Annotated in this window: 11 protein-coding genes; all 11 read left to right on the plus strand. The window is 61.2% G+C overall.

Annotation, left to right across the window (positions count from 1 at the left end):
• The first annotated feature begins 582 nt into the window (after nucleotides 1-582).
• The 11 genes from AB4N64_RS21940 to AB4N64_RS21990 all read left to right on the plus strand — a co-directional run bounded on the left by AB4N64_RS21940 (nucleotide 583) and on the right by AB4N64_RS21990 (nucleotide 13,591).
• Complete coding sequence (locus AB4N64_RS21940; protein ID WP_460126829.1) at nucleotides 583-1,131, plus strand: methyl-accepting chemotaxis protein; 549 nt, start codon at nucleotides 583-585, stop codon at nucleotides 1,129-1,131.
• A gap of 288 nt (nucleotides 1,132-1,419) precedes the next feature.
• Nucleotides 1,420-1,875, plus strand: a complete 456-nt coding sequence (aroQ, locus tag AB4N64_RS21945) for a type II 3-dehydroquinate dehydratase (protein ID WP_371052193.1) — start codon at nucleotides 1,420-1,422, stop codon at nucleotides 1,873-1,875.
• A 24-nt stretch (nucleotides 1,876-1,899) separates the two neighbouring features.
• On the plus strand, nucleotides 1,900-2,358 hold the full coding sequence (gene accB / locus AB4N64_RS21950) for an acetyl-CoA carboxylase biotin carboxyl carrier protein (protein ID WP_460118442.1): 459 nt from the start codon (nucleotides 1,900-1,902) through the stop codon (nucleotides 2,356-2,358).
• 17 nt (nucleotides 2,359-2,375) lie between these two features.
• Nucleotides 2,376-3,734, plus strand: a complete 1,359-nt coding sequence (gene accC / locus AB4N64_RS21955; RefSeq protein WP_460118444.1) for an acetyl-CoA carboxylase biotin carboxylase subunit — start codon at nucleotides 2,376-2,378, stop codon at nucleotides 3,732-3,734.
• Nucleotides 3,735-3,908: 174 nt separating this feature from the next.
• Nucleotides 3,909-4,787, plus strand: coding sequence for a 50S ribosomal protein L11 methyltransferase (gene prmA / locus AB4N64_RS21960; RefSeq protein ID WP_460118446.1), 879 nt, complete (start codon nucleotides 3,909-3,911; stop codon nucleotides 4,785-4,787).
• A 30-nt stretch (nucleotides 4,788-4,817) separates the two neighbouring features.
• On the plus strand, nucleotides 4,818-6,053 hold the full coding sequence (locus AB4N64_RS21965) for a DUF3426 domain-containing protein (protein WP_460118448.1): 1,236 nt from the start codon (nucleotides 4,818-4,820) through the stop codon (nucleotides 6,051-6,053).
• 185 nt (nucleotides 6,054-6,238) lie between these two features.
• Nucleotides 6,239-7,249 (plus strand): tRNA dihydrouridine synthase DusB, encoded by a 1,011-nt coding sequence (gene dusB / locus AB4N64_RS21970; protein ID WP_460118450.1) that lies wholly within the window; start codon nucleotides 6,239-6,241, stop codon nucleotides 7,247-7,249.
• Complete coding sequence (gene fis, locus AB4N64_RS21975) at nucleotides 7,246-7,566, plus strand: DNA-binding transcriptional regulator Fis (RefSeq protein WP_030128251.1); 321 nt, start codon at nucleotides 7,246-7,248, stop codon at nucleotides 7,564-7,566. The genes dusB and fis overlap by 4 nt, the downstream gene beginning before the upstream one ends.
• A 75-nt stretch (nucleotides 7,567-7,641) precedes the next feature.
• Nucleotides 7,642-9,249 carry a bifunctional phosphoribosylaminoimidazolecarboxamide formyltransferase/IMP cyclohydrolase gene (purH, locus tag AB4N64_RS21980; protein WP_460118452.1) on the plus strand — a complete coding sequence of 536 codons (1,608 nt, stop codon included), beginning with the start codon at nucleotides 7,642-7,644 and terminating at the stop codon, nucleotides 9,247-9,249.
• A 169-nt stretch (nucleotides 9,250-9,418) separates the two neighbouring features.
• Nucleotides 9,419-10,714, plus strand: a complete 1,296-nt coding sequence (purD, locus tag AB4N64_RS21985; RefSeq protein ID WP_460118454.1) for a phosphoribosylamine--glycine ligase — start codon at nucleotides 9,419-9,421, stop codon at nucleotides 10,712-10,714.
• A 99-nt stretch (nucleotides 10,715-10,813) separates the two neighbouring features.
• Nucleotides 10,814-13,591 carry a hybrid sensor histidine kinase/response regulator gene (locus AB4N64_RS21990; protein ID WP_460118456.1) on the plus strand — a complete coding sequence of 926 codons (2,778 nt, stop codon included), beginning with the start codon at nucleotides 10,814-10,816 and terminating at the stop codon, nucleotides 13,589-13,591.
• Nucleotides 13,592-13,635: the final 44 nt, after the last annotated feature.

Here is a 13,635-nt window from a genome sequence, read left to right on the forward strand (position 1 = left end):
GTACAGCAGGCGATCGCAGGGCTGGAACCGGTGGTTCGCGCCCAGCACGGACAGATTCAGAGTGAAGTCCGACTGATGCAAGGCGTGATGATTGGCCTGATTCTGCTGATCGCGCTGCTGATCGACACGCTGCAACGGCGCCTGGCCCGGACCCTGACCAATCTCGCGCCCGCGCTGCTGACCTGGGCCGAGGGCGACTTCAGCCGGGACATCGAACTGGGCAAGACCAACCGCGAGCTGCATGATATCCAGGCCTCGCTCAACCGCCTGCGCGCCTACCTCGCCGACCTGGTAGGCACCATTCGCCTCAACGCCGAACAAGTCTCGGGCACCAGCCGGACGCTCGCTGAGTTGAGCAACGAACTGCACAACGGCGCCGAGCATCAGGCCGGCGATACCGCGTTGATTCGCGACTCGCTCGGTGAACTGGAGGCGACCATTCAACAGGTCGCTGGCGATGCCAGCCAGGCTGCCGACGCCAGCCGCCATGCCGGGCTGGCGGTGGAACACGGACAGGAAGTCATTGGCCTGAGCCTGACCGGCCTGCATGCGCTGGTCGAGGAAGTACAAGGCAACGCACAAATGATCGAGCACCTGGCCGAGGAGTCGGCGACCATTGGTGGCGTACTGACGGTGATCCGTTCGATTGCCGACCAGACCAACCTGCTCGCCCTGAACGCCGCCATCGAAGCCGCCCGCGCCGGCGAAATGGGCCGAGGGTTTGCGGTTGTGGCTGAAGAAGTCCGTTCACTGGCGCAACGCACGGCGGGCGCCACGGCCGAGATCCAGACCCTGATCGCCGGCCTGCAAAGTGCGGCGCGCGAGTCGGTGGAAGGCATGCGCGCCCAGGTGGAACACGCCGAAGCCACTGCCAGCCAGGCCCAGGCAGCCGATGGTGCGCTGGACAAAATCGTCGGCGCGATCCAGACCATCGCCGACACTGCGATCCGCATCGCCGATGTCACCGCGCAGCAAAGTGGCGCGGTTAGCGAAATTCGCGATCACAGCGAGCGCATTCACCAATTGGGCGGGGACAACCTGCTGCGTATTGGTGAAGGGCGCGAGCAAGGGGAGCACTTGCTGGTGCTGGGTGGGCGGTTGGATACGGCGGTTCAGGCGTTTCGGGTCTGATCCAAATCATGTGTTGACTGACCGGCCGCCTTCGCGAGCAAGCCCGCGATGAGGCCGGTTTGGCCTCCCCTTCACTTGCATCCCAGCGCAATCCACAACTCTCCGCTATCCTCCCCCAACTCCAATACACAAACATCCTCAAACTGACCGGATTTCACCGCCCAGTCACATATCTCGCGCAATCATCGGCCATCGTGCTGCCTATTGCATAGAACTGGACAGTCATAAAGGCTTTGCGGCATAGTCGCCGGGTTCTGACACATGCATTCGGATAACAAGGAACAGCAGATGGCGACCCTACTGGTGCTGCACGGCCCCAACCTGAACCTGCTTGGCACCCGCGAACCGGGCACCTATGGCGCCACGACCCTGGCCCAGATCAACCAGGACCTGGAACAACGCGCCCGTGCCGCCGGCCATCATTTGCTGCACCTTCAAAGCAACGCCGAGTACGAATTGATCGACCGGATCCACGCGGCCCGCAGCGAAGGCGTGGACTTCATTCTGATCAACCCAGCAGCTTTTACACACACAAGTGTCGCATTACGTGACGCGCTGCTGGCGGTGAGCATCCCATTCATCGAAGTGCATTTGTCCAACGTGCACAAACGCGAACCTTTCCGCCATCACTCTTACTTCTCCGACGTAGCGGTGGGAGTGATCTGCGGCCTTGGCGCCAGCGGTTACCGACTGGCCCTGGAGGCCGCCCTGGAGCAGCTTGAACAACAGGCTATACGCCCCTGACCGACCCTTGGGAGTTGATGATTCATGGATATCCGTAAAGTTAAGAAACTGATCGAATTGCTGGAAGAGTCCGGCATCGACGAGCTCGAGATCAAGGAAGGCGAAGAGTCCGTACGCATCAGCCGTAACAGCAAGACTCCAGCCCAGCAGTACTACGCTCCAGCGCCGATGCCGGCTCCGGTTGCCGCGCCTGCCGCTGCTCCTGCTGCCGCTGCCGCCCCGGCTGCTGCTGCCGCACCGGTACTGAACGGCACCGTTGCCCGTTCGCCGATGGTCGGTACTTTCTATCGCAAATCTTCGCCGACCTCGCCGTCCTTCGTTGAAGTCGGCCAGACCGTGAAGAAAGGCGACACCCTGTGCATCGTCGAAGCCATGAAGATGATGAACCACATCGAAGCCGAAGCCAGCGGTGTAATCGAGTCCATCCTCGTCGAAGACGGCCAGCCGGTTGAGTACGACCAACCGCTGTTCACCATCGTTTGAACCGCGGAGAAACTTTGATGACTGCGAAGTTGGAAAAAGTTCTGATCGCCAACCGCGGTGAGATCGCACTGCGGATTCTGCGCGCCTGCAAAGAGATGGGCATCAAGACCGTCGCCGTTTACTCCAAGGCCGACAAAGAGCTGATGCACCTGGGCCTGGCAGACGAATCCGTCTGCATCGGTCCGGCCTCGGCCGCCCACTCTTACCTGCACATTCCGGCAATCATCGCCGCCGCTGAAGTGACTGGCGCCACCGCCATCCACCCAGGCTACGGCTTCCTTGCGGAAAACGCTGATTTCGCCGAACAGGTCGAGAACTCCGGCTTCGCCTTCATTGGTCCGAAAGCCGAAACCATCCGCCTGATGGGCGACAAGGTTTCGGCCAAGCACGCCATGATCGCTGCTGGTGTTCCAACCGTTCCGGGTTCCGACGGCCCACTGCCTGAAGACGAAGAAACCGCTCTGCGCATCGGTCGCGAAGTCGGTTACCCGGTGATCATCAAAGCCGCTGGCGGTGGTGGTGGTCGCGGCATGCGTGTTGTGCACAAGGAAGAAGACCTGATTTCCTCGGCGAAACTGACCCGCTCCGAAGCGGGCGCAGCGTTCGGCAACCCGATGGTCTACCTGGAAAAATTCCTGACCAACCCGCGTCACGTGGAAGTTCAGGTCCTGTCCGATGGCCAGGGGAACGCGATTCACCTGGGTGACCGTGACTGCTCGCTGCAGCGCCGCCACCAGAAAGTTCTCGAAGAAGCGCCGGCACCGGGCATCGACGAGAAGGCTCGCCAGGAAGTCTTCGCCCGTTGCGTCAAGGCGTGCATCGACATCGGTTACCGTGGCGCTGGCACTTTCGAGTTCCTGTACGAAAACGGTCGTTTCTACTTCATCGAGATGAACACTCGTGTCCAGGTAGAGCACCCGGTTTCGGAAATGGTCACCGGCATCGACATCGTCAAGGAGATGCTCAGCATCGCCGCCGGCAACAAGCTGTCGTTCACCCAGGATGACGTGGTCATCCGCGGTCACGCGCTGGAATGCCGGATCAATGCCGAAGACCCGAAAACCTTCATGCCAAGCCCAGGCACGGTCAAGCATTTCCACGCTCCAGGCGGCAACGGCGTTCGCGTCGATTCGCACCTGTACAGCGGTTATGCCGTTCCGCCGAACTACGACTCGTTGATCGGCAAGCTGATCACCTACGGCGCAACACGTGACGAGGCCATGGCGCGCATGCGCAATGCCCTGGACGAAATCGTGGTCGACGGGATCAAGACCAACATCCCGCTGCACCGTGATCTGGTCCGTGATGAAGGCTTCTGCAAGGGTGGGATCAACATCCACTACCTGGAACACAAGCTGGCTGGCGAAAAGCACTAAGCTTTTAGTCAGTTCACATCAAAGCCGCCCTCGGGGCGGCTTTTTTGTTTTTGCCCATCTGGCCCCGCTCCTACAGAAACCACGCCACTCCCACAAACCCCGCGCGCTCGCGTAAACTTGCGCGCTTCTCGCAGGCCGCTAGGCTGCAATCAATATTTTTCAAAGGTGCCCGCCATGCCTTGGCTGCAAGTCCGTCTCGCCATCAGCCCAGAACAAGCCGAAACCTACGAAGACGCGTTCCTCGAAGTGGGCGCCGTGTCGGTGACCTTCATGGACGCCGAAGACCAGCCGATCTTCGAGCCGGAACTCAACACCACGCCACTGTGGTCGCACACGCATTTGCTGGCCCTGTTCGAAGGCGGCACCGAAGCCGCGGCCGTGCTGGCCCACCTCGAACTGCTCACAGGCAGCCCGCTACCCGAACATCACAGCGAAGTCATTGAAGACCAGGACTGGGAGCGCAGCTGGATGGACGGTTTCCAGCCAATGCGCTTCGGCCAGCGCCTGTGGATCGTGCCCAGCTGGCACGCCGCCCCGGAACCTGACGCTGTGAACCTGCTGCTCGATCCGGGCCTGGCCTTCGGCACCGGCACCCACCCGACCACCGCGCTGTGCCTGGAGTGGCTCGACGGCCAGGACCTGAAGGACTGCAACGTGCTGGACTTTGGTTGCGGTTCGGGGATCCTGGCCATTGCCGCCCTTCTGCTGGGCGCCAAGGAAGCGGTGGGGACCGACATCGACGTGCAGGCGCTGGAAGCATCGCGTGACAACGCCGGGCGCAACAACATCGATGACGCCCTGTTCCCGCTGTACCTGCCAGAAGATCTACCGCAGGTTCAGGCCGACGTGCTGGTCGCCAATATTCTCGCCGGCCCGCTGGTATCCCTGGCTCCGCAACTGTCGAGCCTGGTCAAGCCGGGTGGTCGCCTGGCGCTGTCGGGCATCCTCGCCGAACAAGGCGAAGAAGTCGCCGCCGCCTACACACAGGACTTCGACCTGGATCCGATCGCCAATCGTGATGGCTGGGTGCGCATCACCGGCCGTCGGCGCTAGAATGGACACCTGCATAATCCGGATCGTCGCATGACCGATAGCTTCGTCACCCAGTGCCCGCATTGCCAAACCAGCTTCCGTGTCAGCCATGCTCAATTGAGCGTGGCCCGCGGAGTGGTTCGCTGCGGATCGTGCCTGCAGGTCTTCAACGCCGCCAAGCAGTTGTTGGAGCAGGCCGGCAAGGAAGCGGTGACACCCGTGGCCCCGGCCGTGACCCAGGAGCCAGAACCGCGAGCTGTCAGCCAAAAGCAGTGGAGCGCCGCCGAACTGGATCTGGATACGCTGGACCTGGACGGCGAACTCGCCCGCCTTGAACAACGGGAAATCCAGCCGAGCACCGAATTCGGTCGCCACCGCGAAGACAGCCTGAGTGCCCGCCGCGATAGCGTTGAACCAGACGAAGAACCCTGGTCCGACAGCCTGTTCAGCCAATCGCCCGCCGAACGCGACGAAACCGCCAACGAGGCCATGGTCACCCCGGAACCGGACATCGAGCCCGACCTCGAGGCCAGGCCTTCGCGCACCGAACCCTCGCTGTCCCTGGAACCCGAGGACCTGGACGAGGAGCGCGACGAAACGCCGCAACTTGTGCAACTGCGCCTGAACGACCCGCTCGACGCACCTCTGCACCACGAACGGCTGTCAGCAGCCGACGACCCGCTCGACGACAACCTGCCGTCCATCGAACCCCTGCGCAAACGCCGCGAACCGGTGATGCGTGCCGAAGTCCTGCAGGACCTGACTGACGACCCGTTGCAACTCGACTGGCAGAAACGCCGCTCACCCTGGGGCCGACGCCTTCTCTGGCTGCTGCTGATTCTGGTCGGCGCTGGCGCGCTCGTCGGCCAATACATCGCCTACCACTTCGATGAACTGGCCCGCCAGGATCAGTATCGCCCCTGGTTTCAGCAGCTCTGCCCGCAGATCGGCTGCACGGTGCCGTCCAAGGTCGACATCGCAAAAATCAAGAGCAGCAACCTGGTGGTGCGCAGCCATCCGGAATTCAATGGCGCTCTGGTGGTCGATGCGATCATCTACAACCGCGCCCCGTTCTCCCAGCCCTTCCCCCTCCTGGAGCTGCGATTTGCCGACCTTAACGGTCACCTGATCGCCAGTCGTCGCTTCAAGCCCGGCGAGTACCTGAGCGGCGACCTCGAAGGGATGGCAGAAATGCCTCCACAGACGCCGATCCACATCGCCCTGGACATTCTCGATCCAGGTACAAAAGCCGTTAATTACAGCCTGAGCTTCCACTCGCCCGAGTGAAACGGTGCAGTGCTGCGGGTTTGACGGCACATTTCTGACAGATACCGCTGATACCAAACCGCTGGCGATAACGGAATAACTGTTCAGATTTTGTTCAATTCAGCCTTTATCCGGTCATCGAGAGCGGGTATCATGCCAACCCTTTTTCGAACTCTCATGATCCGGCCCCACAACAGGGAAGTCCTATGTCGGCGGTACGCATCGGTCCATACACATTGCACAACGGCTTGATCCTCGCCCCGATGGCGGGTGTCACAGACCAGCCCTTTCGTCAGCTGTGCAAGCGACTGGGCGCAGGACTAGTAGTCTCGGAAATGGTCACCAGCGACATGAGTTTGTGGAACACCCGCAAGTCGCGCATGCGCATGATCCACGAAGGTGATCCCGAGCCACGCTCGGTACAGATCGCCGGTGGTGATGCACAGATGCTGGCGCAAGCGGCCCGGGCCAACGTGGAGATGGGCGCGCAGATTATTGATATCAACATGGGTTGTCCGGCGAAAAAGGTCTGCAACAAGGCCGCCGGTTCCGCCCTGTTGAAGGATGAGGCATTGGTGACCGAGATCCTGCAGGCCGTGGTGGCCGCAGTCGATGTGCCGGTCACCCTGAAGATCCGCACCGGCTGGGACCGGGACAACAAGAATGGTGTGACGGTGGCGAAGATCGCCGAGCAGGCAGGCATCACGGCGTTGGCGGTCCATGGCCGCACCCGTGCCGACCTGTACACCGGCTTTGCCGAATACGACACCATCGCCGCGATCAAGCAGGCGGTGTCGATGCCGGTTTTTGCCAATGGCGATATCGATTCTCCAGAGAAGGCCCGCTACGTGCTGGACGCGACGGGTGCCGATGGATTGCTGGTTGGACGGGCTGCCCAGGGGCGGCCATGGATTTTTCGCGAGATCGACCATTTCCTGCGTACCGGTGAAAAACTTCCGACGCCGGAGCTGATCGAGGTGGAACGCATTCTGCTAGAGCATCTGGCTGCCCTGCACGCCTTCTATGGAGACGTGATGGGGGTACGGATCGCTCGAAAGCATGTGGGCTGGTATCTCGCAACCCTGCCGGGCGCCAGGGAGTTTCGCGCCCACTTCAATCGTTTGCAGGATACGGAAGCACAATGCGCCAACGTTCAGGCCTTCTTCGCCGAACGTTATAAGAGCCTGACAGGGGACGGAGAAGGGGTGGCCGCATGACGATGATGACTGAGACTTTAGTGAGTGGAACAACGCCCGTGAGCGACAACGTGAATTTGAAACAGCACCTCAATACGCCCAGCGAAGAAGGTCAGACCCTTCGCGGCAATGTCGAGAAGGCGCTGCACAATTATTTCGCCCACCTTGAGGGCGCTGCCGTCACGGATGTGTACAACCTGGTGCTATCCGAAGTCGAGGCCCCCCTGCTCGAGTGCGTGATGAACTACGTCAAGGGCAACCAGACCAAGGCCAGTGAGCTGCTCGGACTCAACCGCGGCACCCTGCGCAAGAAACTCAAGCAGTACGACTTGTTGTAAGCATTCAATCAAACCAGAAAGGCGCCCGCGTAAAACCGGTCGCCTTTTTTGCTGACACTTTTGATGGAAATTGAGATGACCGACCAGACTACCCGCCTGCCGATCCGCCGCGCCTTGATCAGCGTTTCTGACAAGACCGGGATCCTCGAGTTCGCCAAGGAGCTTGAAGCCCTCGGCGTCGAGATCCTCTCCACCGGCGGAACGTTCAAGCTGCTGCGTGACAACGGCGTTGCCGCAGTGGAAGTCGCGGATTACACCGGTTTCGCAGAGATGATGGACGGTCGGGTCAAAACCCTGCACCCGAAAATCCACGGTGGGATCCTCGGTCGTCGCGGTACTGACGACGCCATCATGAACGAGCACGGCATCAAGCCAATCGACCTGGTAGCGGTCAACCTGTACCCGTTCGAAGCCACCATCAACAAGCCAGGCTGCGACCTGCCGACCGCGATCGAGAACATCGACATCGGCGGTCCGACCATGGTCCGTTCCGCCGCCAAGAACCACAAAGACGTGGCCATTGTGGTCAATGCCGGCGACTACGCCAACGTCCTGGAAAACCTCAAGGCCGGCGGCCTGACCTATGCTCAACGTTTCGACCTGATGCTCAAGGCGTTCGAACACACCGCCGCCTATGACGGCATGATCGCCAACTACATGGGCACCGTGAACCAGGCCGCTGACACCCTCTCGACCTCCGGTCGCAGCGAATTCCCGCGCACTTTCAACAGCCAGTTCATCAAGGCCCAGGAAATGCGCTACGGCGAGAACCCGCACCAGAGCGCGGCGTTCTACGTGGAAGCCAAGCCTGCTGAAGTCGGCATCGCCACCGCTACCCAGCTGCAGGGCAAGGAGCTGTCGTACAACAACGTGGCCGACACCGATGCCGCGCTGGAATGCGTGAAAAGCTTCGTCAAGCCGGCCTGCGTCATCGTCAAGCACGCCAACCCGTGCGGCGTGGCGGTCAGCCCGGATGCCGAAGGCGGTATTCGCAAGGCTTACGACCTGGCCTACGCTACCGACACCGAATCGGCCTTCGGCGGCATCATCGCCTTCAACCGCGAACTGGATGCTGAAACCGCCAAGGCCATCGTCGAGCGTCAATTCGTCGAAGTGATCATCGCACCAAGCGTCAGCGAAGAAGCCCGCGCCATTGTGGCCGCCAAAGCCAACGTGCGCCTGCTGGCCTGTGGCGAATGGTCGGCCGACCGCGCCGCTGCCTGGGACTACAAACGCGTCAACGGTGGCTTGCTGGTGCAGAGCCGTGATATCGGCATGATCGGCGCCGATGACCTGAAAGTCGTCACCCGGCGTGCACCGACCGAACAGGAAATCAACGACCTGATCTTCGCCTGGAAAGTGGCCAAATACGTCAAGTCCAACGCCATCGTCTATGCCAAGAACCGTCAGACCATCGGTGTCGGCGCCGGCCAGATGAGCCGCGTGAACTCCGCCCGTATCGCGGCCATCAAGGCCGAACACGCCGGCTTGCAGGTCGCCGGCTCGGTCATGGCGTCGGATGCGTTCTTCCCGTTCCGTGATGGCCTGGACAATGCGGCCAAGGCCGGTATTACTGCGGTGATCCAGCCGGGTGGTTCGATGCGTGATGCGGAAGTGATTGCTGCGGCGGACGAAGCGAATATCGCGATGGTGTTCACCGGCATGCGCCATTTCAGGCACTGAGTGCAGCTTCAAGCCCCAAGCTGCAAGCTACAAGTGAAGAGCAGACCTTATTCAGCCCTGCTTGTAGGTGCAGCCCGAACAATTTAAAGCCAAAGCTGCAATTGAAGGTCGCGGGTATCCGCTCTTACTTGCAGCTTGTAGCTTGTAGCTTCTCCAAAGGAGTCTTCTTTTGAACATTTTGATCATTGGCAGCGGTGGCCGTGAACACGCCCTGGCCTGGAAAGTGGCTCAGGATCCGCGCGTGCAGAAGGTTTTCGTGGCCCCGGGCAACGCCGGTACCGCCATTGAAGCCAAGTGCGAGAACGTCGCCATCGACGTCCTGGCCCTGGAACAGCTGGCCGATTTCGCCGAGAAGAATGTTTCCCTGACCATCGTCGGCCCCGAAGTGCCGCTGGTGGCCGGCGTCGTTGACCTGTTCCGTACCCGTGGCCTGGACTGCTTCGGTCCGACCGCCGGTGCCGCGCAGTTGGAAGGCTCGAAGGCGTTCACCAAGGATTTCCTGGCGCGCCACAAGATCCCGACCGCCGACTACCAGAACTTCACCGAAATCGAGCCGGCCCTGGCTTACCTGCGCGAAAAAGGCGCACCGATCGTGATCAAGGCCGACGGCCTGGCCGCCGGTAAAGGCGTGATCGTGGCCATGACCCTGTCCGAGGCCGAAGACGCCGTTCGCGACATGCTTGCGGGCAATGCCTTCGGCGACGCCGGTTCGCGCGTGGTCATCGAAGAGTTCCTGGATGGCGAGGAAGCCAGCTTCATCGTCATGGTCGACGGCAAAAATGTGCTGCCAATGGCGACCAGCCAGGACCACAAACGCGTCGGTGACGGCGATACCGGTCCGAACACCGGCGGCATGGGCGCCTACTCGCCAGCGCCAGTGGTCACCAGCCAAGTGCACCAGCGCGTCATGGACCAGGTGATCTGGCCGACCGTGCGCGGCATGGCCGATGAAGGCAATGTCTACACCGGTTTCCTGTACGCAGGCTTGATGATCGACAAGGCTGGTAACCCAAAAGTTATCGAATTCAACTGCCGTTTCGGCGACCCTGAGACCCAACCCGTCATGCTGCGCCTGCAGTCGAGCCTGGTGTTGCTGGTCGAAGCTGCATTGGCACAAGCCCTGGACAAGGTCGAAGCTCAATGGGATCCGCGTCCAAGCGTCGGCATCGTGTTGGCGGCAGGCGGCTATCCTGGCGACTACGCTAAAGGCGCGGCCATCAACGGTCTGGATGCTGCGGCCGGCCTGGAAGGCAAAGTTTTCCACGCCGGTACTGCGCTCAAGGACGGTCAAGTAGTGACCGCCGGTGGTCGGGTGCTCTGCGCGACTGCCATGGGCGCCAGCGTCGATGCCGCCCAGCAGCAGGCTTACAAACTGGCAGCGAAGATTGATTGGGAGGGCTGTTTCTATCGCAAGGACATTGGCTACCGTGCCATTGCCCGCGAGCGTGGCGAAAATCAGGAATAAGCGTTTCATTCGGTCGGGCAAGGGTTTCAGGCCCTTGCCGGACTATTCCGGCGCCGCGCATAGTTATATTCTGGCATCAACCTACGAAGGGATTTCGCCGTGCGCTGGCTCAGGATTGCCATAGGTTTCACTGTCACGCTGATGACACTGCTCTTCATGCTGTCGGCCCAGGCCGCGCAAGGCAGTGGCTGGGCAGTATTGCTCGACGAACAGGGCGACCTGCAACTGAGCGACATCCGCTCCACTCGCTATATCAATCAATTCAGCCCTACCGAACTCGATCGCCTCAGCGCAGCCGAACCCGGCGGTGCGCTCTGGCTGCGCTTCAGGCTGGCACCCGGCAAACACGAACAGTTGCTGCGGATATTTGCCCCCGACCTGTCGCACCTCAATCTCTACGTGCTCGACGGCGACAAGCTGATCGACCAGTTGAACACCGGCAGCGAACAGCCCCAGACTGAACGTCGGCTGCCCAACAGCGACTTCATGTTGCCGTTGCCGCAAAGCGACAAGCCTCTCGATGTCTACCTGCGCCTGGTGTCCGAACACCAGATGCGACCTTATATCACCCTGCAATCGGCGATACTGACCGCGGCCAATCACAACCAGACGCTGATCTACGGCCTGCTGTTCGGTTGCATTGGCATGCTGATCCTGCACAACCTGATCCGCTACGGTTACAGCCGCTCGCGCAGCAGCCTGTGGCTGGCGGGCTGCGAAGCGCTGCTGATGCTAAGCCTGGGCTTGCTGCTTAACCTTGCCGCTCCCTGGCTACCAGACTGGCACGGCCTGCAGACACCGGGCGCCTACGTTGCCTTGATACTGACGGCTCCCTGCGGATTGATGTTTGCGTACCGCTTCTTTTCACCGCTCGGCCCCCATCCGCTGAACAAGCTGCTGCAGGGTGAAATTCTATTCATCGGCATCTGTGCCCTGCTGCTCTTGTTCGTCAACACACTGCCGCTGAACATCATTACCTACGCCCTCGTTGCTCTCGCCGGCTTGACGATGCTGTTCGTCAGCGCCTGGCACTGGCAAAAAGGCTATCGTCCGGCGCGGCTGTTCGTGGCCGGCATGGTGGTCTTCAACCTCGGCATCCTGATCATCCTCCCGGCCCTGATGGGGCTGACGCTGATCGAGCCGCAGGGTCTGATCACCGCGCTGCTGGCGTTCATCTGCCTTAGCGGGCTGCTGATGAGCATCGCCCTGAGCGAGCGTCAGCGCAGCATCACCGAAGACCGCTTCAGCGTCAGCCGCGACCTCGCCGCCAGCAATGCCGAGATCAACGCCAAGGCCGAATTCCTGGCGAAGATCAGCCACGAGATCCGCACCCCGATGAATGGCGTGCTGGGCATGACCGAGTTGCTGCTGGGCACACCGCTGTCGGTCAAGCAACGCGACTATGTGCAAACCATCCACAGTGCCGGCAACGAACTGCTGACACTGATCAACGAAATCCTCGACATCTCCAAGCTCGAATCCGGGCAGATCGAGCTCGATGATGTGCAATTCGACCTCAATGCACTGATCGAGGATTGCCTGAGCATCTTCCGCGCCAAGGCCGAACAACAAAACGTGGAGCTGATCAGCTTCATCCAGCCGCAAGTGCCACGGGTCATCAGCGGCGATCCGACGCGCCTGCGCCAGACGCTGCTGAGCCTCGTGGAAAACGCCCTGAAGAAAACCGATGAAGGCGAGATCCTGATCGTCGTCGCCCTCGACGAACGCAGCGCTCGCCCTCGCCTGCGCATTGCCGTGCAGGACAGCGGCGAACCGATGGACGCCGAAGAACGCGACGCGCTGATGCACACCGAACTGCACAGCAAGAACTTCCTGTCCACCACGCGCCTGGGCGGCAACCTCGGGCTGGTGATCGCCCGTCAGTTGATACGTCTGATGCAGGGCGAGTTCGGCATCAAGAGTGGCGCCAACCAGGGCAGTACGCTGTGGCTGACCCTCCCTCTGGACCCCGACCGCCTCGAACATCCGACCTCCGACCTCGATGGTCCGCTGCAGGGTGCTCGAGTGCTGGTGGTGGATGACAACGACACTTGCCGCAAGGTGCTGGTGCAGCAGTGCAGCGCCTGGGGCCTGAACGTCAGCGCCGTGCCTTCGGGCAAGGAAGCCTTGGCACTGCTGCGCACCAAGGCCCACCTGCGTGACTACTTCGACGTGGTCCTGCTGGACCAGAACATGCCCGGCATGACAGGCATGCAACTGGCTGCCAAGATCAAGGAAGACCCGAGCCTGAACCACGATATCCTGCTGGTCATGCTCACCGGCATCAGCAACGCGCCGAGCAAGATCATCGCGCGCAACTCCGGGATCAAGCGCATCCTCGCCAAACCCGTGGCCGGCTACACCCTCAAAACCACCCTGGCCGATGAGCTGAACCAGCGCAACAAGGGCCAGGCCGTTTCGCCGCAGATGCCCAGCGGCCCGCCGTTGCCAGTCAAGGTACCCAGCGACTTCCGCATTCTGGTGGCCGAAGACAACAGCATTTCGACCAAGGTCATTCGCGGCATGCTCGGCAAGCTCAACCTGCAACCGGACACCGCCAGCAATGGCGAGGAAGCCTTGCAGGCGATGAAGGCGCAGCGCTACGACCTGGTCTTGATGGATTGCGAAATGCCGATTCTCGATGGCTTCTCCGCCACCCAGCAATTGCGCGCCTGGGAAGTGAGCAACCAGCGGGTTCGCACCCCGGTCGTGGCGTTGACTGCGCATATCCTCGCCGAACACAAGGAACGTGCACGCCAGGCCGGCATGGATGGGCACATGGCCAAACCGGTCGAGCTGTCACAGCTGCGCGAACTGATCGAACACTGGGTAGCCCAGCGCGACCAGCAAAATCGAGCAGCCACCCAAACGTCCTGAGCCGACAGACTGCGCGACGCCTGATAGACTCCCCCACGACTTCC

It is taken from the genome of Pseudomonas sp. S2_C03, assembly GCF_054668405.1.